The 20,273-nt window shown below is 48.8% G+C and carries 23 protein-coding genes and 1 riboswitch; of the genes, 11 read left to right on the forward strand and 12 right to left on the reverse strand.

What is annotated here, in order from left to right:
- Positions 1–4 precede the first annotated feature (4 nt).
- Together OVA33_RS19365 and OVA33_RS19370 are read right to left on the reverse strand one after the other, a co-directional pair.
- The gene (locus tag OVA33_RS19365; protein ID WP_003155088.1) at positions 5–313 is read right to left on the reverse strand and encodes a metal-sulfur cluster assembly factor; all 309 of its coding nucleotides are present in this window, start codon (positions 311–313) and stop codon (positions 5–7) included.
- A gap of 62 nt (positions 314–375) precedes the next feature.
- Positions 376–1,143 (reverse strand): prolyl oligopeptidase family serine peptidase, encoded by a 768-nt coding sequence (locus OVA33_RS19370; RefSeq protein ID WP_017417435.1) that lies wholly within the window; start codon positions 1,141–1,143, stop codon positions 376–378.
- A gap of 120 nt (positions 1,144–1,263) precedes the next feature.
- Between OVA33_RS19370 and OVA33_RS19375 the strand changes: the two genes are divergently transcribed.
- The 3 genes from OVA33_RS19375 (at position 1,264) to OVA33_RS19385 (ending at position 2,508) form a co-directional block, all read left to right on the forward strand.
- Complete coding sequence (locus tag OVA33_RS19375) at positions 1,264–2,076, forward strand: Cof-type HAD-IIB family hydrolase (RefSeq protein ID WP_007610550.1); 813 nt, start codon at positions 1,264–1,266, stop codon at positions 2,074–2,076.
- Between the two features lie 85 nt (positions 2,077–2,161).
- Positions 2,162–2,311: a hypothetical protein gene (locus OVA33_RS19380; RefSeq protein WP_003155094.1), complete on the forward strand. Its 150-nt coding sequence runs from the start codon at positions 2,162–2,164 to the stop codon at positions 2,309–2,311.
- Positions 2,311–2,508, forward strand: coding sequence for a DUF3813 domain-containing protein (locus tag OVA33_RS19385; protein ID WP_003155097.1), 198 nt, complete (start codon positions 2,311–2,313; stop codon positions 2,506–2,508). The genes OVA33_RS19380 and OVA33_RS19385 overlap by 1 nt, the downstream gene beginning before the upstream one ends.
- A 36-nt stretch (positions 2,509–2,544) precedes the next feature.
- On the opposite strand, the gene OVA33_RS19390 is transcribed toward OVA33_RS19385, so the two are convergent.
- Both OVA33_RS19390 and OVA33_RS19395 read right to left on the reverse strand, forming a co-directional pair.
- Positions 2,545–3,006, reverse strand: a complete 462-nt coding sequence (locus tag OVA33_RS19390; protein ID WP_063636852.1) for a BsuPI-related putative proteinase inhibitor — start codon at positions 3,004–3,006, stop codon at positions 2,545–2,547.
- 14 nt (positions 3,007–3,020) lie between these two features.
- Positions 3,021–3,863, reverse strand: a complete 843-nt coding sequence (locus OVA33_RS19395) for a YitT family protein (RefSeq protein WP_007610547.1) — start codon at positions 3,861–3,863, stop codon at positions 3,021–3,023.
- A gap of 125 nt (positions 3,864–3,988) precedes the next feature.
- On the opposite strand from OVA33_RS19395, the gene OVA33_RS19400 reads away from it, so the two are divergent.
- Positions 3,989–4,840 carry a DegV family protein gene (locus OVA33_RS19400; RefSeq protein ID WP_063636853.1) on the forward strand — a complete coding sequence of 284 codons (852 nt, stop codon included), beginning with the start codon at positions 3,989–3,991 and terminating at the stop codon, positions 4,838–4,840.
- 48 nt (positions 4,841–4,888) lie between these two features.
- Positions 4,889–5,011, forward strand: a complete 123-nt coding sequence (locus OVA33_RS19405) for a hypothetical protein (RefSeq protein ID WP_003155105.1) — start codon at positions 4,889–4,891, stop codon at positions 5,009–5,011.
- Between the two features lie 48 nt (positions 5,012–5,059).
- Here OVA33_RS19405 and OVA33_RS19410 read toward each other — a convergent pair whose 3' ends face one another.
- From OVA33_RS19410 to OVA33_RS19425, 4 genes are all read right to left on the reverse strand, one after another.
- The gene (locus tag OVA33_RS19410; protein WP_063636854.1) at positions 5,060–6,310 is read right to left on the reverse strand and encodes a CYP152 family fatty-acid peroxygenase CypC; all 1,251 of its coding nucleotides are present in this window, start codon (positions 6,308–6,310) and stop codon (positions 5,060–5,062) included.
- Between the two features lie 132 nt (positions 6,311–6,442).
- A complete protein-coding gene (locus tag OVA33_RS19415; RefSeq protein ID WP_053285060.1) occupies positions 6,443–8,092 on the reverse strand; it encodes a methyl-accepting chemotaxis protein in 1,650 nt (549 codons plus the stop codon).
- Positions 8,089–9,066: a BMP family lipoprotein gene (locus OVA33_RS19420; RefSeq protein WP_063636855.1), complete on the reverse strand. Its 978-nt coding sequence runs from the start codon at positions 9,064–9,066 to the stop codon at positions 8,089–8,091. Before OVA33_RS19420 ends, OVA33_RS19415 begins: the two co-directional genes overlap by 4 nt.
- Before the next feature lie 170 nt (positions 9,067–9,236).
- Positions 9,237–10,133, reverse strand: a complete 897-nt coding sequence (locus OVA33_RS19425; RefSeq protein WP_170616562.1) for a CvfB family protein — start codon at positions 10,131–10,133, stop codon at positions 9,237–9,239.
- A gap of 99 nt (positions 10,134–10,232) precedes the next feature.
- On the opposite strand from OVA33_RS19425, the gene OVA33_RS19430 reads away from it, so the two are divergent.
- The 4 genes from OVA33_RS19430 to OVA33_RS19445 all read left to right on the forward strand — a co-directional run bounded on the left by OVA33_RS19430 (position 10,233) and on the right by OVA33_RS19445 (position 14,224).
- Positions 10,233–10,724 carry a YajQ family cyclic di-GMP-binding protein gene (locus OVA33_RS19430; protein ID WP_022553573.1) on the forward strand — a complete coding sequence of 164 codons (492 nt, stop codon included), beginning with the start codon at positions 10,233–10,235 and terminating at the stop codon, positions 10,722–10,724.
- 100 nt (positions 10,725–10,824) lie between these two features.
- A riboswitch (SAM riboswitch) is annotated at positions 10,825–10,946 on the forward strand.
- Between the two features lie 89 nt (positions 10,947–11,035).
- The gene (locus tag OVA33_RS19435; RefSeq protein ID WP_025649572.1) at positions 11,036–12,877 is read left to right on the forward strand and encodes a bifunctional homocysteine S-methyltransferase/methylenetetrahydrofolate reductase; all 1,842 of its coding nucleotides are present in this window, start codon (positions 11,036–11,038) and stop codon (positions 12,875–12,877) included.
- Positions 12,878–12,958: 81 nt separating this feature from the next.
- Positions 12,959–13,399 (forward strand): GNAT family N-acetyltransferase, encoded by a 441-nt coding sequence (locus tag OVA33_RS19440; RefSeq protein WP_007409151.1) that lies wholly within the window; start codon positions 12,959–12,961, stop codon positions 13,397–13,399.
- 198 nt (positions 13,400–13,597) lie between these two features.
- A complete protein-coding gene (locus OVA33_RS19445; RefSeq protein WP_128974051.1) occupies positions 13,598–14,224 on the forward strand; it encodes a pentapeptide repeat-containing protein in 627 nt (208 codons plus the stop codon).
- 7 nt (positions 14,225–14,231) lie between these two features.
- On the opposite strand, the gene pdxR is transcribed toward OVA33_RS19445, so the two are convergent.
- A complete protein-coding gene (gene pdxR, locus OVA33_RS19450; protein WP_128974050.1) occupies positions 14,232–15,674 on the reverse strand; it encodes a MocR-like pyridoxine biosynthesis transcription factor PdxR in 1,443 nt (480 codons plus the stop codon).
- A gap of 125 nt (positions 15,675–15,799) precedes the next feature.
- Here pdxR and OVA33_RS19455 point away from each other — a divergent pair, with 125 nt between their 5' ends.
- Positions 15,800–16,408: a LysE/ArgO family amino acid transporter gene (locus OVA33_RS19455; RefSeq protein ID WP_017417428.1), complete on the forward strand. Its 609-nt coding sequence runs from the start codon at positions 15,800–15,802 to the stop codon at positions 16,406–16,408.
- Between the two features lie 53 nt (positions 16,409–16,461).
- Positions 16,462–16,956 (forward strand): DinB family protein, encoded by a 495-nt coding sequence (locus OVA33_RS19460; protein ID WP_025649570.1) that lies wholly within the window; start codon positions 16,462–16,464, stop codon positions 16,954–16,956.
- A gap of 45 nt (positions 16,957–17,001) precedes the next feature.
- Here OVA33_RS19460 and iolG read toward each other — a convergent pair whose 3' ends face one another.
- From iolG to OVA33_RS19475, 3 genes are all read right to left on the reverse strand, one after another.
- On the reverse strand, positions 17,002–18,033 hold the full coding sequence (gene iolG / locus OVA33_RS19465) for a scyllo-inositol 2-dehydrogenase (RefSeq protein WP_063636857.1): 1,032 nt from the start codon (positions 18,031–18,033) through the stop codon (positions 17,002–17,004).
- A 224-nt stretch (positions 18,034–18,257) separates the two neighbouring features.
- Positions 18,258–19,283: a LacI family DNA-binding transcriptional regulator gene (locus OVA33_RS19470; protein ID WP_063636858.1), complete on the reverse strand. Its 1,026-nt coding sequence runs from the start codon at positions 19,281–19,283 to the stop codon at positions 18,258–18,260.
- Between the two features lie 35 nt (positions 19,284–19,318).
- Entirely contained in the window at positions 19,319–20,182 is an 864-nt protein-coding gene (locus OVA33_RS19475) for an AraC family transcriptional regulator (RefSeq protein WP_025649568.1), read from the reverse strand.
- Positions 20,183–20,273 lie beyond the last annotated feature (91 nt).

Here is a 20,273-nt window from a genome sequence, read left to right on the forward strand (position 1 = left end):
CTTATTACTGAATCCCTAATGCGATTTTTGCGTAGCGTGACATTTTGTCTCTTGTCCACGGCGGATTCCAGACGATGTGGACCTCCGTCTCTTTTACATCCGGAATGTCGGCGAGCGCTTTTTTCACCTCGTCGACGATGATCGGAGCGAGCGGGCACCCCATTGATGTCAGTGTCATCGTAACGTGCGTCAGGCCGTCGTCATCCATATCAACGTCGTATACAAGGCCGAGATTGACGATATCGACGCCGAGCTCAGGGTCAACAACCTGCTCCAAGGCGCCCATGATGTTTTCTTTTAATGCTTCTTCCACGTTCCATCACTCCTTTTTCCTCAGTATAACGTAAAAGCGGGTTTTGTTAACACCTTTGTGCTTTATAAATGCTTATCGAACCAGGCGACGGTTTCTAAAACGGCGTATCTCGGGACTTTATGGTCAGCCCGTTCGTCTTTCAGAAACTGAAGATGGTCAGGCCGGCTGCTGTAATGAGGTTTAATCGTTTCATAAAAGCCGCGGGTCGGTGCATACGGAACGACTTTGTCTTGAACGCCGTGCCAGAACAGCAGCGGGCGGCTCCGGAGTTTTTCCGGTTCCAGACTGAGATCGAACGGTTTGAGCCGCGCAAACAGTTCATTGACCTGTTCTTTTGTGACGTCAATGTCGATGTCCTGCTTTTGAATGTGGTCAATCTGCTGCTGAAAAAACGCCGTATAGTTCGGGCTTCCCATCAGACTGACGCCGGCTTTGACCCAATCATACGCGGCCATCGCGCCGAATGTCGTAATTCCGCCCATTGACGTGCCCGCAAGACCGATCCGCCCGTCTTCAATCAGACCGCGCGCTTCAAAATCCTTTTTCAGCACGTCAAGCTCCTCGATTTCATTTAATACAATGTCCCAAAAATGGACGGCGAGCTCTTCTGCTGACAACTGTTCAGCGCGTTCACCGTGGTAAAGAGCTTCCGGCAGCACCGCCCTGAAGCCCTTTTCAGCAAGCAGGTAAGCGAAATGAAGATTATGCTCCTTCGCGCTTGTAAAACCGTGAATAAAGAAAACAAGGGGAGCGGGACGGTCCCGATTTTCTTCTTTTACAATATGTAAAAACGGAATGCCTGATACGGTTTGATGATCAATAAGAATCACGTTGACTCCCTCCTTAGGATAACCATAATCATAAGTGTAACATGTAGACAATAAAGATGGTAAAAAGCTACACTGTATATAAGAGAAAAACAGCAAATTACATGACAAAAGGAGTTATTTATGGAGACAAAACCTTACCTCATCGCTTTAGATCTGGATGGAACCTTATTAAAAGATGATAAAACCATTTCCCCTGAAACGGCGCGGACGATTCAGACGCTGAAAGAAGCGGGTCATCATGTCTGCATCTCAACCGGCCGCCCTTTCCGTTCCAGTTCGATGTATTATGACGAGCTCGGGCTGACAACGCCGATTGTCAATTTTAACGGGGCATTTGTCCACCACCCGAAAGACGAGTCATGGGGACGATACCACACGTCCTTATCTGTCGATGTGGTCAGACAGCTTGCCGAACTTACAGAGACCTATCAAATACATAATGTGCTCGCTGAGATCATTGATGATGTGTACTTCCATTATCATGATGAGCATTTAATTGAGGCGTTTCATATGAATACGGCGAATGTCACATTCGGCGATCTGCGCGAAACAGTCCAAGAAGATGTGACGTCCGTATTGATACATGCAAAGGAAGAGGACGTCGCGGACATACGCGCGCATTTATCCGATGTGCACGCCGAGGTCATTGACCACAGAAGATGGGCGGCTCCTTGGCATGTGATTGAAATTATTAAACACGGGATGAATAAAGCGGTCGGCCTGAAGAAAATCAGCGACTATTACCAAGTGCCGAGAGAACGGATCATCGCGTTCGGCGACGAAGACAACGATCTTGAAATGCTCCGATTTGCCGGGTGCGGCGTAGCGATGGGAAATGGCACGGATGAAGTCAAACAGGCCGCCGACCGCGTCACGGGATCAAATGAAGCGGACGGAATCGCCGAATTTTTAAAATCCTATTTCTCCCTGTGAGGTTTTGCCGCTCATAACACAAAGCCTTCCGCCCATACTAAAACAGACGACTCATCTCGTCTAAATATGGAAGGGGGACATTGCAATGGGTAAACGAAACAAATCAAAACGGTTTATTCAGCAAGGCAAGGACTCTGTCAGTCTTCATGACGCAAGATTTCCATATCGGTCTACATTAGAGGAAGCACAGCATGATGCAGCAAAAGATTCGGCTGAAAGGCAGGTTGACTTTTAATGAGAAACGAACTGTTTTCTCAAGCCAAGTCATTTGTCCAGCAGGCCGTCATGATTGCTAACGGTTTCGAGGACGGCGATCAGGAAAAAGCTGTCTCACGCGCCAAAAACGCCGTGTCTTCCGCGTACGCCAATTCGACGGATGCAGAACGTCAGCAGCTGCACCAATTTCAGGATCAGCTGGAGAAATTGCAATAAAAAAAGGCGCCCCGTTTAGACGAGGGCGCCGCTTTTTTATTTCACTTCAAATGTTTTTACCGTTTTCAGTCTTTTTCCGATCTGATCGGACTTCCCTAAAAACGTCACCGTCACCGTGTATGTTCCCGGACCGGGCACGTTTTTCCACACATCTGAAAAGTCATACGTTTCATTCGGCATTAAAGTCACGGTTTGAAACGCCTGAGTAAACATTTTGTCTTTTGAATAGCGGTACAGTTCTTTGTGATGTTGGTCATGTACGGTCAATTCGAATTTCTGCCCAGAGCTGAATGTGAAATCGATCGGGCTGCCGCTTTTGTTTTTTAAAGACATTTGAAATTCGATCTGCTGATCCGTCTGCACAGGGTTTACGGCTAATTCCGCTTGCTGTTCATTCATCTCTCCGGATACCTCCTCAGCGGGCTCCTTCTGCCCGGATTGACTGCTCCATCCGATCAATAAAATGACCGGTAATAACAGGCCAAACAGCCACTTCATTCTATCCGCTCCTATCAGTCTTTTCTGAAGAAACCAAAGATCCCCGTCGTTTGCACGATGTTTGTGAAGGCTTTCGGGTCGACTTCTTTCACGATTTTCTCAAGGTCATACAATTCGTACCGCGTGATGACGATGATCATCATTTCTTTCTGTTCGTTTGTGTAAGCGCCTTTTGCCGGCACCGTCGTAATGCCGCGGACCATTTTCCCGTAAATCGCTTCTTTGATTTCATCGGCTTTTTTCGTAACGATCATGGCGGTCAGTTTCATGTGGCGGGTGTGAATGGCGTCAATCACCCTTGTTGTGACATACAGAGCGACAAGGGTATATAATGCTTTCTCCCATCCTTGCAATAATCCTGCCGTCAAAATGATAATCCCGTTCAAAATGAAGAAATATGTGCCGACCGGTTTATCCTTCCATTTGGCCAGCACCATCGACACGATATCAAGTCCGCCTGTCGAAGCGCCGAATTTCAGCGTTAAACCGATGCCGATAGCTGAGATGACTCCTCCGAATACGGTATTCAGAAGAATATCGTGCGACAGTCTCATTTCCGGGAGAATTCCCATAAAGACGGACGTCATCGCTACGCTTAATATGCTGTATACGGTGAATGATCTGCCGACTTTCAGCCACCCTAACACACCGATGGGAATGTTTAAGAGGAACATGAGAACTCCTGTCGAAATATAAAAGGGGGCGTATTGATCAACGACGCTTGACAGCAGCTGGGCGACACCGGTAAAACCGCTGGCATATACATTCGCCGGTATCAGGAATAAATTCAGTCCCGCCGCATACAGAAACGCGCCGATGACGACGATTGCTAATTTTTTTGCTTGTTCTAGTACCATGGCTTGCTCCTCCGCTCATTTTCATTATTAGCTTTTCCCTTAAAACAAAGTTTTGAACACTATTTTGCCACATTTATATGATATAGTTGGCATCACTCTCACCAATCGGAAAGAAGGGAATTATGATGACAGTTCACCTTATTGCTGACAGCGCCTCTGACCTGCCGAAATCTTATATTGAAGAAAACCGGATCGGGTTCATTCCGCTGCACGTAACACTTGACGGAAACGAATATGAGGACACGGTCACCATTCAGGCGGATCATATATTTCAAGCGATGCGGGACGGGAAAGTTCCGAAAACATCCCAGGCATCACCGGATACGATAAAAAAAGTATTTTTACAATACGCGGAACTGGGAGAACCGGCGATATACGTCGCCTTTTCCTCAGGTCTTTCCGGCACCTATCAGACGGCCGTAATGATCGCCAATGAAGTAAAAGAGGAATTTCCCGATTTTGATTTACGGATTGTAGATTCCAAATGCGCTTCATTGGGCTGCGGCCTCGCGGTGATGCACGCTCAAACACTCTGTGTTAACGGGAATACAATACAAGAAATCGAAACGTCTGTAAAGAGCTTTTGCGCACGGATGAAACATATATTTACGGTCGATGATGTCGCTTATCTCGCGCGGGGCGGCAGAATTTCAAAAACGTCCGCTTTTGTCGGGGGGCTTTTGAACATCAAACCGATTCTGCATGTGGATGACGGCAGGCTCGTGCCGCTCGAAAAATTGCGCGGACAAAAGAAACTGTTTAAACGGATTATAGAAATGATGAAGGAAGAAGGCGGCGATTGGGCGGATCAAACCGTGGGGATCAGCTATGCAGATAATGAAGAGACGGCGCTTCGGATGAAAGAAATGATTGAAGAAGCGTTCCATCCGAAAGAGATCATTCTTCATTCAATCGGCTCTGCGATCGGCGCCCACTCCGGGCCGGGCACGCTCGCGATTTTTTTCCTGAAGCCATAATTTCAATGCGGGCGGGCATCCTAACGGACAGAAGGGAGGCTTTGCCGCATGAAAGATGATGACAAAAAACCGTTGGACAATAACGCCGTAAATCAGAAAAAGAACCGGCTTGCCGAAAAAAACCGGCAGGCGGGAAAAAACCAGAATTCCAAAAAACCGGACCATCTGTAAAAGCAAAACAGCCCTCTTGTCTTAGAAGAAAGAGGGCTGTTTTTTGTTCTATATGCGTCTAACATCACTTATCACGAATCCGCTTTCAGGCAATGCCGGCATTCTGGACAGGCTGAAGCTTAAATCTTGGGAGGGAACATCGTACTCTATTTCATTGGCAAGAAACGCAAGGGAAGTTTTCATGACTTCCACGGTCATTCCCTCACCCGGACAGCGGTGGCCGTTAGCCGGATCACCTCCGCCCTGGGGAATGAAATCAAATTTATTTTCCTCCCGCCCCTGAAAACGTTCCGGGCGAAATTCATTCGGATTCTCCCAAAGCCGGGAATCATGGTTTGTCCCATATAGGTCAAGCATGACGGAAGCACCCTTTTTAAACTCACAGTTCTTCCATACGAAATCTTTTTTCACAACGGCTCCTAAAAACGGGGCAAACGGGTAATACCGCCGAACTTCATGTGCAAATCTTTCGGCCTCCTGATCATCTCTCGATCTCAGTTTGCCCCGATATTCAGGGTAATCATGCAATGCAAGAGCTGAAAACGTAATGAAGTAAGAAATGGCGGCAATCGGGCGCAGAACATTAATAAGCTCAACAGCAGCCATGTGAGAATCAAGTCTGTTCCCGTCAAGTTCTGTATGAAAAGCCATTTCATACAAGGCTGAGCCCTCCGGCGTTTGCAGCTTGCCGGACCGCACATCCTCAATGACCTCCTCTATCCATTTCTCCGTTTTCAGCCTCGCCCTTCTGCCTTTCCAATGACGCGGTCCGACAGCGCCGAATGCGTCTACCATATCGGTGAAATCCTCCGCCCGCTCTTTCACTTCTGAGTCTTTCAGCGGGACGCCGGCCCACTCACAGGCAGCCCGGCACAGCACTTTCTTCGCTTCATCAAAAAGGACAATTCGGTTTGAATCCTCCCACATTTCCGCAGATGCTTTCCACTGTTTTGCCACCGCTTCCGCAAGCCGTTTTTGCCGGGGCGGCGTCATCAGCGACATAAATAGAAGCTTCCTGTGCTTATGCCGTTCACCGTCCATTGCCTGGATTGCCCCTGTTCCGAATAACGTTTTCTGCACCCGTTTGGGGAGGGCCTGCTGCCGCTGAAATCGTTCTGTGTCATAAAAAAGCTTTGCGGCTTCCGCTCCGCTCATACAAATGAATGTCTTCCCTAATAAACGGGCGCGAAACACATCTGAGCGATAAGTCTCCGCTCGTTTTTTCACAAATACATAACCATCGCGTAATAAAGCCAGACTATTATCAAGACCCTTTTCATGCGGAATTTGTTCATCCATCCCGATTCCTCCCTTCTTTTTTCACCTTTCACGAAAAAGAATAAATATAAACACATGTATATTCAGTATTTGTGTTTCATTCAGAAGTTACTCATGTCAGGCTGCAAAAATCAGGGGCGGGGCAAAAGCCCGTTACAAAGTAAACCGGCGGACCTGATCGTTTAACCGCTCTGTCAGGCTCACCAGATTATTGACGCTTTCCGCCATTTTATGAAAAGAAGACAGCTGCTCAAGCGCGGAGGCAGAAATCTCTTCGCTTCCTGCAGCCGTTTCCTGAACGACGGCGCTGATGCTTTCGGCATGATGCAGCACTTGCCCGCCAAGCTGTTTCGATTCGATGATCCGTCCATCCAATTGAGTAAGCTCCGCTTTAATATGGGCGGCTTTTTGTTCAATATGGGCGAATGATTCTGACGTTTTCTCCATCAGCTCCTGCTGTCTGTCCGCTAAAGCGACGCCGGTCGTGACAGCTCCGGTAATAGACGTGATGCCGTCTTCAATTTGCTTTACCATATCGAAAATCTGCGCTGTCGCTTTGGCTGATCCGTCTGCGAGCTTCCGTATCTCCTCGGCAACGACGGCAAATCCTTTTCCGGACTCGCCTGCTCTGGCCGCCTCGATTGCGGCGTTTAATGACAGCAGATTGGTCTGGCCCGCAATGTCAGAAACGGTCTGCGCCATCATACTGATGCCTGCCGCATGCTCTATGAAGAGATCGGCGGCTTCGGAAATCTCTTTTGATGTCTCATTGCTTTTATCAATGGCTTGCTTGGTCTCAGCTAAAGCACCGCGCCCCGCAGCCACCGCCGCAATCGTCTCTTCGCTGCTTCTCGTCGTTTGTTTTGAACGTTCGGCGTTCGCCTTTGAATGTTCATCCATTTGTTCAATGAATTGCACCGCATGCTGCAGATCTTCTGAAATGGTTTGGGAGCCTTGCGCCATTTCTTCCGTCGACACGGACACCTGCTCGGTCATGTCCTTCAGCGTCTGGTTTTCCTTCGTCAAACCTTCCGCAAACGTCTCGACTTCACGGCCGACCTCTCCGATCGCCTGAATTAAGGTGCGGAGCTGTTCAGCCATCATTCCGAATGAGTCATTCAGCTCTTTCAGTTCGTCCTTCCCTTTATAATCAAGCATTTCAACAGCAAGGTTCCCTCCCGCAATACGACGGGCATTTTCAGCCATGCGGCGTATCGGCCCTGCAATTCTCTTCGTCAGCCTAATGGAAGATATGACGGTAACAATAAGTATCACGATGGTCAGCACGGCTGCGCTGTAAACGATAAACTGAATCTGGTCAGCCGTCTGCTTCTGCATGTCTTCATAGTGATCCCGGCTTTTCAGATTCAGCATATAAATATCATTCAGAAGACCGTTGATGCGGGCCGCCGTCCTTGTCGCTTCAGCCGGGCTTTTCGAATCAAGAGCAGCGTCCGCCTCCGCCTGCCACGATTCGTATTTTTTGGCGAGTTTGTCATAAGCGGCTTTGTCCGCATCGTCCGTCATCGTTTTTTCGAGCGCCGCCAGTTTGTCTGAGCTGCTTTTCATATAGCTTCGCACATCTTCTTTCTGAGCGTCTGCGAGCGTATAGGAATAGCCGGTGATGCTTTCTTTTAACGTATTAAGGTCAGCTTTTGCTTCCTGGACGTTTAACAGAGTGTCCACTTCATCTTCATTTGAAGCCTGAATCTTCATCATGTTTACGATGGTAAAGCCGATGACGGCGGCGAAGCAAATCATCGTAACGGCTGCGTTAACGAGCAGCCTTGTCCGTAATGTCACTTCAGATCGCCTCCTTTTTCAATCAGGCTGTTTTTCATATCCGTGATCTTTTTCGTCAGCCCGCCTGCGTTTTTGACAACTCTGATCTTAGCTAAGACCATGCCGTTTTCCTTCAGTCCGTAAACGATCTCACCGCTTTTGATCTCCTTGTTGTCTTTTAAATCTTTCGCCAATTCATAGATGACATGGTCGACATTTTTCACTAAAGATGAGATAACGGCGTGCTCGGCGGTGTAATATTGATCGCTGTCAACACCGATGGCGTATACTTTTTGCGCCTCCGCTTCTTTCAGTGCGCCGACGCCCGTGAAGCCGGCCGCCGTAAACAGGACATCGGCTTTTTTTCGGATCATGTTTTGGGCGATGCGCTTCCCGAGCTTATCATCATCAAACGTACCGCTGATGTCCGACAGTACGCGGATGTTCGGTTTGACTGATTCCGCGCCTTTCAGATAGCCTTTTTTAAACCGTTTAATGACGTCGGCATCGGAACCGCCGATAAATCCGATCGTGCCGGTTTTGCTCGTCATGGCCGCCAGCGCTCCGGCTAAGAAGCTTCCTTCATCCTCTTTAAACGTGACGGAGGTGACATTATCCAGGTCTGATACGGAATCAATCAGCACAAACCGCTGCTTCGGATATTTTTTGGCGACCTTTTCTAAATCCGCCTGCATGCTGTAACCGAGCCCCACCACAAGATCATTGCCTTCCCGGACAAGCTGGGTCAGTCCTTTTTCGTATGTACCGGTATCTTTTATTTCCCGATAGTCAAATGTGATGCCGAGCTCGTCTCTCGCTTTCATCAAACCTTGAAAGCCTGAATCATTAAATGATTGGTCGCCGAGGCCGTTGTCTGTCAGCATGATGCCGATTGTTTTCGTTTTTTCGGCCGCCGTTTCCTCAGATTTGCCGGCACATCCCGCCGTGCTGAGCGCAATCAGCAGTACAGCCGCAAATATCGCCATTTTTTTCATTGAAACTCTCCTTTTGTTTTTTCTATAGTTATATATCGGTTCGGATGTCAGAATATTTTATTTCAATAAAATATGTATGTTCGGCAGGGTGTTAAACAAATGAGGAATATAGCAGCTTTTGAGAAAATAAAAAACATCGGTTTTGGTTCACCGATGTTTTTGCAGAACATTTATTGTTTTTCGTATGTCCAGCCGTCTTCCTGATAGACCTTGCCGTTTTTCATCAGATGCCCGAGCGCCCGCTTAAAGGCGGCTTTGCTTAAATGAAACCGTTCGCGGATATCGTCAGGATGGCTTTTGTCTCCGTAAGGCATCGCGCCGTTTCTTGATCTCAGATAGGTCAGAATTTCTTCCGCGTCAACCGAAAGCGCATCCTGCTTTCTCGGCAGCAGGGACATGTTGACGGAGCCGTCTTCCTTTACCTCGATGACACGCCCTGTCACGCGGCTGCCGAGTCTCGGCTCTTCTTTTCTTTCTGAAGGGTGAATAAACGCGCGGATGCCTTCATCGGTAATCAGAAAAGAGCCTGATGCAATCAGTCTGTACACCGTGCCTGTCAGATCTTTATTCATGACGTCTTCCTCTGCATCCGTAAATAATTCACTGATGATATCCTCAGGCGCCGGCTTGGCAAACATGCGCCCGCGGCTTGTCACCTTCAGCATGCAATACAGCCTGTCTCCTTTTTGCGGCCAGACGGATTTGTACGGAGGCAGGTGCTCCGTTGCGACGAGCGCGTCTTTTGACAGACCGACGTCGACGAATATGCCCATATCTTCCACAGCGTCCGTCACTTCCACCCATCCGTAGTCATAAAAGCTGATGAGCGGCTTTTTCATCGTCGCCGCGAGTCTTTCCTGATGATCGACGTAGATAAATACGTCCACTTCATCTCTGTCTTCGATATCCTCTGTGATTTCACTGTTATGTAAAAGAACCGTATCCTCGCCGTCGGTTAAAAAATAACCGAAATCGGTTTGGTGATCTATACTAAGCGTGAGCTGCTGCCCTGGTCTCATGTTATCGTCCTTCCTGATTCGCCCGTATGAGGCTGATGTTTTTCTCATTTTTTCCAATATGCATAAATTCATGCTTTATGCTGTTGGACATTTCTCTTTATTCTACTATAATCAACTCATAAGTGAAATGTTATAGGAGGTTTTCTCATGGCAAAAGAAAGTTCTTTTGATATTGTATCCAAAGTTGAATTTCCCGAAGTGCAGAATGCGATTCAGATGACGCTGAAAGAAATCGGCACGCGCTATGACTTTAAAGGATCGAAAAGCGATGTGAAGTTAGAAAAGGAAGAACTTGTCCTGATTTCTGATGACGAGTTTAAACTGAATCAGCTCAAAGATGTGCTGAGCGGCAAGCTGATCAAACGGGACGTGCCGACGAAAAACATTGAATACGGCAAAATCGAAAATGCATCGGGAGGCACGGTGCGCCAGCGCGCGAAGCTTGTACAGGGCATTGATAAAGACAACGCCAAAAAAATCAACGCGGTGATTAAAAACTCCGGCTTGAAGGTCAAGTCGCAGATTCAGGACGACCAAGTGCGCGTCACCGGAAAAAATAAAGATGATCTGCAGCAGATTATTGCAGCCGTCCGCGGAGCAGACCTGCCGATTGACGTTCAATTTATTAATTTTAGATAAATTATGTGATTCCTATTGATTATTGTCTCTATTTTCGGTAAATTTGGAGAAAGGGATTTTCACAGTTAAGTTTTGGAAACCCATGACAATTACATGAACGTTCTTATCAAGAGAAGCCGAGGGACTGGCCCGACGACGCTTCAGCAACCGGTGTAGTGGTTTACCCAAACCATGACCAAGGTGCTAAATCCAGCAAGCTAAAAACAGCTTGGAAGATAAGAAGAGAGACAAATGATTACAAAGTCTTCTTCTTAAGAAGACTTTTTTTATTTCTCTTTTTTCCTTGCTGAATGTGATGAAGGAGGCAAACAATGGGACTATTACAAGACTTAGAAGAACGGATTTTAATCGGAGACGGTGCGATGGGCACTCTCCTCTATTCCTACGGCATTGACAGATGTTTTGAGGAACTGAACGTATCAAAGCCCGAAGAAATCAAGCGGATACATAAGGCTTACGTGGAAGCCGGGGCAGACATCATCCAGACAAATACGTACGGCGCGAATTTTATTAAGCTCTCAAGATACGGACTTGAGGATGAAACGAAAAAAATCAATCAGGAGGCGGTCAGAATCGCGCGCGCTTCCTCAGACGGCGCTTATGTATTGGGAACGATGGGCGGCATCCGCACCTTTAACAAAAACGCCTACAGCCTGGAGGAGATTAAACGCAGCTTTCGGGAGCAGCTTTATTTATTGCTGCACGAAGAGCCGGACGGTCTGCTCCTGGAAACATACTATGATTTAGAAGAGGCCCGCGAAGTGCTGAAGATCGCGAGAAAAGAAACGGAACTTCCGATTATGCTGAACGTATCCATGCACGAACAGGGCGTGCTGCAGGACGGAACGCCGCTTCGGGAAGCCCTCAGGTCCATTGCCGATCTCGGCGCTGACATAGCGGGAATCAATTGCCGGCTCGGCCCGTACCACATGATTGAAGCGCTCACCGAAGTGCCGATTTTCCGTGACGCTTATTTATCGGTCTATCCGAACAGCAGCCTTCCGTCTTTAGAAGAAGGCCGGCTTGTTTATGATACGGACGATGCCTATTTCCGGGAGAGCGCCGTACAGTTCCGCACTCAGGGCGCGCGCATTATCGGCGGCTGCTGCGGTACGACGCCAAACCATATCAGAGCCATGGCTGAAGCGGTCCGCGGACTTTCTCCTGTCACTGATAAAGAAGTGAAAATCAGACGGGAAGAGGAAGTCATCTCAGTCCGTAATGAACGGACCGAGCCTGGTTTAAACGAAATCGCCGCTCAAAAACGGTCAATTATCGTAGAGCTTGATCCGCCGAAGAAATTGAATTTTGACAAATTTCTGCAAGCGGCCGCTGAATTAAAAGAGACCGGCATAGAAGCGCTGACGCTCGCCGACAATTCATTGGCGACACCGCGGATCAGCAATGCCGCCTGCGGTTCATTGCTGAAAGAGCGCCTTGATATCCGTTCTCTCGTTCACATTACATGCAGAGACCGCAACATCATCGGCCTTCAGTCACATTTAATGGGGCTGGATACGCTCGGGCTCACCGACATTTTAGCCATCACGGGCGATCCTTCAAAAATCGGTGACTTTCCGGGGGCTACCTCCGTCTATGATTTAACGTCCTTTGATTTGATCAGGCTGATTAAACAATTCAACGAGGGCATTTCTTTATCAGGGAAACCGCTCGGCAAGAAAACGAACTTTTCCGTAGCCGGAGCATTTAATCCGAATGTCCGCCATCTTGATAAAGCAGTCAAACGGCTGGAGAAAAAAATCGAGTGCGGAGCTGACTACTTCGTGTCCCAGCCTGTCTACTCGGAGCAGCAGCTCATTGACATTCATCATGAAACGAAGCATCTCAAAACACCGGTGTATATCGGAATCATGCCGTTAACGAGCAGCCGCAACGCAGAGTTCATTCATCATGAAATCCCGGGCATTAAGCTGTCAGACAGCATCCGCGAAAAAATGGCGCTCGCCGGCGAAGACAAGCGAAAGCAGAAAGCCGAAGGCCTCGCCATCGCCAAATCGCTTCTCGACACGGCGTGCGAACTGTTTAACGGAATTTATTTAATCACCCCGTTTCTCCGTTCTGATTTGACGTCAGAGCTTGCAGCTTATATTAAGCAAAAGGATGAAAAGCGGGCTGATGTATATTTGCATTGACGCGAAAGAAGCCGCCTGATATGACAGGCGGCTTTTTCATGGTACGATACAGAAAAAGAATCAAACAAAGGAGGATTTTTTATGGTTGAAGTAAAACCCATCACCGCAGAAGACACATACGCGATCAGACACAGCGTGCTGCGCCCCCATCAGACGATTGAGGATTGTAAATATGATCAGGACAGCGTCAAAGGAGCATTTCATCTCGGAGGTTTTTACGACGGGACATTGATCAGCATCGCTTCTTTCTACCCGCAGAACCAGCAGGCTTTACAGGCGGCGCCCGCCTACCAGCTGCGCGGCATGGCGACGCTTGAAGAATACCGGACGCAAAAAGCGGGAAGCACGTTAATCGCCTATGCGGAACGAAAACTGGCAGATATGGGGGCGGCGCTTGTCTGGTGCAACGCCAGATGTCACGTGAAGGGATATTACGAGAAGCTCGGCTGGAAAAGCACGGGCAGCCCCTTTGACATACCCGGCATCGGCCCGCATGTGATCATGTATAAAGAACTCGCCTGAAACAGACAAAAGCCCTTGGGGACATGTCTCTAAGGGCATTACCTTGAATGTCACGTCTGCTTTTATATGCGACACTATTGACGCCCTCCCGCTTTTTTAATACCCTTTGTACATTACGCAACAGCAAGGTTGGCAGGCAGAAAGCGATATCTGCCAATTGCCGATTTCAGCTATTATGTTTAGAAAAGGGAGTATGAGATGAATACGATCCAAAAACCGAAAATCCCGAAAGAATTGCCGGTGCTTTCTTTCACTGAAGCGCTTCAGGATGAGGAGCTCAAAGAAGTCATCATTGAAAACGGCATCGTAAACGGCAAACTGGACGGCCTGCGTGCCGAAAAAGTCATTTTCAGAAACATCGTTTTTACGGATGTCTCTTTCAGACATATGGAATGTACGGATGTCCTGTTTGACAAATGCGATGTCTCAAACGCTGATTTCAGCGGAAGCATCATCCATAGAACGGCGTTTCAGCATTCAAAACTTCTCGGCTTGAATCTGGCGGATTCCGCCATGCGTCATGTACGGTTTGAAGACTGCCTCGCAAATTACAGCTCCTTCAGCTATTCCAATATGAAGCATGTCCGTTTTGACTCGTGCGGCCTTTCAGAAAGTGAGTGGAATGATTCCGTTCTTGAATACACAGATCTTGACGTCTGTGATTTGAACGGCGCAAACTTCATCGGCACGTCTCTTTTTAATATGGATATCAGCACGTGCACATTTGATCATCTGCATGTCTCGCTTGATAAGCTGAAAGGATGCCGCATCTCTCCGGCGCATGCCGTTACATTCGCAGAAGCGCTCGGCGCCATTGTGACGTGATCTTTTATTAAACGAAACGGCGGGCAATGTCCGCTATCGTTTGAATGCCTTTTTCCAAGTCCGGTAAAGATGCGTACGAATAGGAAAGACGCAGGCTTTGCCGGTCTTCGGGAAGATAGAGAGCTCCCGGATTGATCAGCACGCCGGCCTCCAAGGCACGGATGAAAAGCGTCTGAACGGTGAATGCTTTATGGAAGGTGACCCAAATATAAAAGCCCCCCTCCGGCACACGCCACTCCGCAATATCTCCCGCGTATCTTTCAAGAAAACGCAATGCCGCATCTCTCCTGATTTTGAGTTCCTTTCTGAGACGCAAAAGACGCTCTTCATAGCGGCCGCTTGACAGCCATTGACATGCCGCCCATTGAGATAAAGCGCTGGAGCCGTAATCCGTCTGCATTTTAATATCGGCGAGCCTGTCTGCAACCGGCTCAGGGGCGACGACCCATCCGATGCGCAGACCCGGGCTTACGGTTTTTGACAGCGTACCGATATACAGTACATTCCCCTCACCGTCCATGGATTTTAACGGAGGCGGCGGTTCTTTATCGATCCATATATCACCGTATGCGTCATCTTCAATGACAGGCAGACGGTGATTTCTTGCGAGCGCGATGAGTTCCTTCCGCCGCTTGAGTGACATTACCGTTCCGGTCGGATTATGGAATGACGGAATGGTGTACAGCAGCCCCGCTTCGTATTGCCGACGGTAAGCGGGAAGATGATCCGTTTTGATTCCGCTCTCATCCATCGGCACTCCCTTAAGCCTGACGCCCGCTGATTGAAACACACGCAGGGAATGGAGATACGACGGGTTTTCAGTCAGCATGACGGAGTTTGGTTTTAGCAGCCCGATTGAAATGAGCTGAAGCGCCTGCAGCGCGCCTGAGACGATTACGATGGATGCCGGGGACGCGTGAATCCCCTTTGTTTTTACATATTCCGCGACGCTTTGCCGAAGCTTCAGGCTGCCCTTCGGCTCTTCATAGCCGAGCGCAAAAATGTTAGTTCCCGCTTCACGGAACAGTTCGGCCATCTCCTTCTCAGGCAGAAGCTCTTGACTCAGCTCACCCGTCCCCAGCCTGATCAGATCCGGACGCGGCTCGTTTTGATTAATGGCCTGAACCAAGGCTGAATTCGGCTGATGACTCCCCGATGTAACGTATGTGCTCCAATCAAGGGGCTTAGCCGCTGCCATGATGCTCCACGTACTGTTGACGACTTTTGTGCCTCCCCCTCTTTTTCCTTCCAGAAGACCTTGGGCGATTAACTCATCAACTGCTGCCGTCACTGTGCTTCGGTTGACCTGAAGCTCCTCGGCGAGCTTTCTTTGTGAGGGAATTTTCGTGCCGATGGTCCATTCGCCATGAAGTATTTTTTCTTTTATATGCTGTTCGATCTGGAGATAAAGCGGTATGTACGACTCCCGATCCGGACGCCAGCTGTTCATACGTCATCCCTCCTTCTTTATTTATTATACATTTGGCTGGTTCAAGTACCAGCCAAATGGACGGAGACATCAGCACATAGTGCGGCTACAATGAGATTTAGTTGACGATTGGAGGGTTTTACGATATGAATGCCATTCTTCACGGAGTGATGCTCGCTTTCGGCCTTATTTTGCCATTGGGCGCGCAAAATGTATTTATTTTTCAGCAGGGAGCCTGGCAAAAACATGTGTGGCAGGCGTTTCCCGCAGTGATTGCCGCCGCGGTATGCGATACGATTCTCATCATCGCGGCCGTCGCAGGCGTTTCAATGATTATTGCAGAGATTCCCGTTTTTCAGACCGTCATGCTTATAGGCGGCTTTTTGTTTCTCAGTTTTTTAGGCTGGCAGACTTGGAGAAGCAAACCGCAGGCCGAACAGGCGAAAAAAACGGTTTTCTCGGCAAAAAAACAGGCGGTCACGGCCGCCATGGTATCCCTTTTGAACCCGCATGCGATTTTGGATACCGTCAGTGTCATCGGCACAAGCTCCGCCGCCTATCCGGGAATTGATAAATGGCTGTTTGCCGGTGCTTGTATCGCGGTTTCCTGGGTATGGTTCGCCGGACTGGCATTCGCGGGACGGCTCGTCCAAACGGCGGATACAGGAGGCCGGCTCCTCGACATCCTGAATAAATGCTCGGCATTGGTGATGTGGGGTGCTGCTTTTTATTTTGCGGCGCTTTTGTTTCGATAAAAGGAATTCGGCCAGGTCATGTTGAATGTACGGAAGGAAGAGGGGGAATTGGAATGTCAGACATTTTAAAGCTGTATCACTACCACAGATGGGCAAATGAGCAGGTTATTCAGCATCTGAAGACCCTGCCCGCGGCAAGCTTACAGCAGAAACTGGATAGTGTTTTTCCGACTGTGAACGCCGTGCTTGTGCATATATACCGGGCTGATTACATTTGGCTTCACGTGCTTTACGGAGAAACTTACGAACAAATCGTCTCGCAGTTTGATCAATTTGAAAAGCTTGACGGAGATTTTGAGGCGATTGAACATAGAATGGCTGAACTGGACAAAGAATACAGCAAATTTTTAAAAGAATTGGAGAACACGGAAGGCCCGATCTCCATTTCTCATCCGCGCATGGGAACGCTCCGGACGACATATGCCGATGTGATCCGGCATGTTGTGAATCACGGCACATACCATCGCGGCAATATAAGCGCGATGCTTCACCAAATGGGCTATAAAAGCGTGCCGACTGACTACATTTTTTTCTCATACGAATCATAAAAAAGCAAAGGCCTCCCGGGCCTTTGCTTTTTCACTTCGAATCTATCATAGTCCGGCATAGCCGAAGGCGCCCGGGGTAAGCTTTACAGGCCTTCCGGTTTTAAACGATTCCGTCGCGGCGATCCCGATTTCTAAGTTAATCGTGGCATCGACGTCTGTCACAATCGGCGTTTCCCCTTTTTTCACACATTCGGCAAAGTGCTCAAGCTCCAGACGGTAAGCGTCTTTAAAGCGGGCTTGAAAATCCGGAATAATTTCGTAGCTGCTGCCTGACTCCGTTAAAATGGTGACATGGCTGTTCCGCAGCGTGCCGACTAAAATGCTTCCCGCCGTCCCGATTATTTCGGCGCGGATGTCATGGCCGTACGGAGAATTTCGGCTTGCCTCCACATCGCCGGCCGCGCCTGAATCAAACTCAAGATACGTTAATGCCTGATCGACATCGCCGCACTCCTCCATGAACGGGTGCTTTAAAACCCTCCCGTGCCCGCAGACGGACGTAACCTCGGCATTCATGAGATATCTTGCGATGTCGTAATCATGAATCGAGCAGTCAATGAAAAGCCCTCCGCTATGTTTGATAAATTCCGCGGGCGGTGCGCCTTGATCTCTTGTAAATCCTTTATAATAAATGGGTCTGCCGATTTCCCCGGCGTCGATTCTTCTTTTCGCGTCGGCGTATGCCGGATCAAACCGCCTCATAAAACCGACCTGGCAGATGACGTCCGTTTCTTCGATTTTTTTCATGACTTTAATCGATTCCTCAAGACTCAGGGTGAGCGGCTTTTCAACAAAGATATGCTTGCCGTTTTCAGCAGCCTTCATGATCATTTCCGCATGTGTGCTTGTTGGCGTGACAATGATGACGGCGTCAATCGTGTGATCTTCCAGCAGTTCATACGGGCTCTCCGTCCATTTGGCGATTCCTAATTCTTTCGCACACGCTTCCGCCTTCCCCTTCATCGGGTCACAGACGGCCGCAAGTTCGGCTCCCCGAACTTCGCCGGCTAAATGCTTCGCATGAAAATACCCTAATCGTCCTAATCCCAGCACCGCACATCTGACTTGATCTGTCATCTATCACCGCTCCTTTTTTCTTGAGGCCGCATGCCGCAATGGCGCAAGCGGTTTCCCTTATTAAACAGAAATTATTATTTTGAAAGCGCTTTATTTATAACTCAAACTGTTGGCTTTCTTTGCTTGCAATCCGCAGTATTTGCGCAAGCGCTTTCTCCAAAGCTGTTTTAATTTTACAATGCTTTTCGCTCGTTTGACAATGTTTTTCACAGAAAAAAACGCCCTTATCGCTGAGGGCGCGTCTTCACCGGTGCCGTAGAATGCCTGATGACGAGTTCCGGAGATAAAATGATTTTGCTTTTTGTTTTTTTCTTCCCTTGAATCTCATCAATGAGAAGTTCAACGACGCGCCTCCCCATTTCGCGGATGGGCTGAGAAATCGTCGTGAGCGGCGGTGCCGTCATTTCAGCGAGAATGGTATTGTCAAAGCCGATGACGGACAAGTCTTCCGGCACCCGAATGCCCCGGGAGCGCGCCGCCTGTATCGCCGCACATGACAAGACATCATTAAAGGCGAAAACGGCGGTCGGAAGGTCTCTGTCAAACAGCTCGCCCGCTGCCTGTTTTCCGCTTTCCAGCGAATATTCCGTCGGTATGATCAGCGATTCATCTAGTGTCATCCCCGCTTCCAGCAGCGCTTTTTGAAAACCTTTGATTCTGTCTCTTTCACCCGTGGTCGAACCGTTTCCGACGATACAGGCGATTCTTTCATGGCCTAAAGATATGAGATGCTCAGCCGCCGTATAGCCGCCGAGAAAGTCATCGATAATGACGACGTCCATCGGCGCGAGCGGTTTATCCTGCGTAATCATCGCAAGCGGGATGCCCGATTTCACCATATCATCAAGCGCTGTGACGCTGTCATCATGATCAAGTCCCGTCGCGAATATAATGCCGTCCGCCTGCTTCTGCCGCAGCATCGAAAAATACTTCGTTTCTTTTTCAGGCTGATAATCGGTGCTGCAGATAATGATATGAAACCCAAGTACACCGGCGCTGTCTTCAATGCTTTTCGCCAGTTCCCCGAAAAACGGGTTTGAAATATCCGGGGTGATCAGGCCGATCATATTCGTCTTTTTGCCCGTCAAAGCGGATGCGTGAACATTCGGATGATAGTCCATCTCCTCCATGACACGGAGCACCATCCGGCGGGTTTTGACACTGATCCTCCCCGTATTGTTGATGACCCGCGAGACGGTCGAGATGGAGACGCCCGCTTTTTCGGCCACGTCGTAAATTGTCATTTTCATGCTTACCGATCCCTCTTCTGTTCTCTGGTATTAGGTCAGTCCGTTTTCCGGCTTACGAATTTGCGGTATTCGAGCGGCGAAATGCCTTCAATCTGTTTAAACAGTTTGGAAAAATAGGTTGGGTCCTCCATGCCGATGGCGTCCGCGATCGCCCCCATTTTGTCATTGGTTGCGGACAAAAGACGTTTCGCCTCCGTCATTCTGACTTTGTTCGTATACTGGCCGGGCGTGACGCCGAGCACCTGCTGCATGCAGCGGGTCACGTAGTCTTGGTTGTAATGAAGAGCCGAAGAGAGCGCTTTGATGGTTGTTTTCTCCTGATAGTGCTCCTGCAGGTACCGGGCGGCCTCCCATGCGACTCTTTCCTTTGCGGACGGGATTTGGAACGCTTCTTTCTGAAGATGGAGCAGCAGCTCTTCAAACAGAATCTGCTTTCTGAGCGGCAGATCGGAGTTCTCTGCGCTGTCATCTGTCAGCACACTGAATTGCCCGGCCATAAACTGCGGGCGTCTCACCTTCCCTTTTTGCGGCAGGGACAGGCGGTAGCGGGACGGCTCTTCAAAGCTCCCTTTTTTTCGCCTCAGCTCCGACCAGTTGTTCCCGGTTGTTTCCGTCACCTCATAAGCCGCTCCTTCAAAATGAAGCCACGAATAGGATGTCGTTTCTTCACTGCCTTTTGTTCCGTAATGTTCAAGGCCGGGAGAAAGCAGAATATATTCTCCCGCTTCAACGGAAAAGGCGTTTTCGTCTTCTGTAATGTAGAGGACGCCTTTTTTCACATACAGCAGATCAAACACCGGGAAGACCCGTCTCACATGGGTTTCGCCTTTTTTGAACACTCCTTCTCCCGCAGCGATAAAGACCGGGAACGGAGGAACTGTGAACTCGAGAAAGGACATATTTTCGGCCCTCCTTTTTAAGTCGGATTTTTGCAAGAAGTTTCGTTTCTCTCCCTTTTTATTATAAGAAAATGGAGGTACACTTTTAAAC

This window comes from Bacillus sp. KICET-1, from assembly GCF_027721405.1.
In the GTDB taxonomy this organism is placed as follows: domain Bacteria; phylum Bacillota; class Bacilli; order Bacillales; family Bacillaceae; genus Bacillus; species Bacillus velezensis.

Bases quoted from the DNA above. Each gene is read 5' to 3' on its own strand.
- OVA33_RS19375 (WP_007610550.1), top strand. From the start codon at position 1,264: ATGGAGACAAAACCTTACCTCATCGCTTTAGATCTGGATGGAACCTTA.
- OVA33_RS19380 (WP_003155094.1), top strand. From the start codon at position 2,162: ATGGGTAAACGAAACAAATCAAAACGGTTTATTCAGCAAGGCAAGGAC.
- OVA33_RS19385 (WP_003155097.1), top strand. From the start codon at position 2,311: ATGAGAAACGAACTGTTTTCTCAAGCCAAGTCATTTGTCCAGCAGGCC.
- OVA33_RS19390 (WP_063636852.1), bottom strand. From the start codon at position 3,006: ATGAAGTGGCTGTTTGGCCTGTTATTACCGGTCATTTTATTGATCGGA.
- OVA33_RS19395 (WP_007610547.1), bottom strand. From the start codon at position 3,863: ATGGTACTAGAACAAGCAAAAAAATTAGCAATCGTCGTCATCGGCGCG.
- OVA33_RS19400 (WP_063636853.1), top strand. From the start codon at position 3,989: ATGACAGTTCACCTTATTGCTGACAGCGCCTCTGACCTGCCGAAATCT.
- OVA33_RS19405 (WP_003155105.1), top strand. From the start codon at position 4,889: ATGAAAGATGATGACAAAAAACCGTTGGACAATAACGCCGTAAATCAG.
- OVA33_RS19410 (WP_063636854.1), bottom strand. From the start codon at position 6,310: ATGGATGAACAAATTCCGCATGAAAAGGGTCTTGATAATAGTCTGGCT.
- OVA33_RS19420 (WP_063636855.1), bottom strand. From the start codon at position 9,066: ATGAAAAAAATGGCGATATTTGCGGCTGTACTGCTGATTGCGCTCAGC.
- OVA33_RS19425 (WP_170616562.1), bottom strand. From the start codon at position 10,133: ATGAGAAAAACATCAGCCTCATACGGGCGAATCAGGAAGGACGATAAC.
- OVA33_RS19430 (WP_022553573.1), top strand. From the start codon at position 10,233: ATGGCAAAAGAAAGTTCTTTTGATATTGTATCCAAAGTTGAATTTCCC.
- OVA33_RS19435 (WP_025649572.1), top strand. From the start codon at position 11,036: ATGGGACTATTACAAGACTTAGAAGAACGGATTTTAATCGGAGACGGT.
- OVA33_RS19440 (WP_007409151.1), top strand. From the start codon at position 12,959: ATGGTTGAAGTAAAACCCATCACCGCAGAAGACACATACGCGATCAGA.
- OVA33_RS19445 (WP_128974051.1), top strand. From the start codon at position 13,598: ATGAATACGATCCAAAAACCGAAAATCCCGAAAGAATTGCCGGTGCTT.
- pdxR (WP_128974050.1), bottom strand. From the start codon at position 15,674: ATGAACAGCTGGCGTCCGGATCGGGAGTCGTACATACCGCTTTATCTC.
- OVA33_RS19455 (WP_017417428.1), top strand. From the start codon at position 15,800: ATGAATGCCATTCTTCACGGAGTGATGCTCGCTTTCGGCCTTATTTTG.
- OVA33_RS19460 (WP_025649570.1), top strand. From the start codon at position 16,462: ATGTCAGACATTTTAAAGCTGTATCACTACCACAGATGGGCAAATGAG.
- iolG (WP_063636857.1), bottom strand. From the start codon at position 18,033: ATGACAGATCAAGTCAGATGTGCGGTGCTGGGATTAGGACGATTAGGG.
- OVA33_RS19470 (WP_063636858.1), bottom strand. From the start codon at position 19,283: ATGAAAATGACAATTTACGACGTGGCCGAAAAAGCGGGCGTCTCCATC.
- OVA33_RS19475 (WP_025649568.1), bottom strand. From the start codon at position 20,182: ATGTCCTTTCTCGAGTTCACAGTTCCTCCGTTCCCGGTCTTTATCGCT.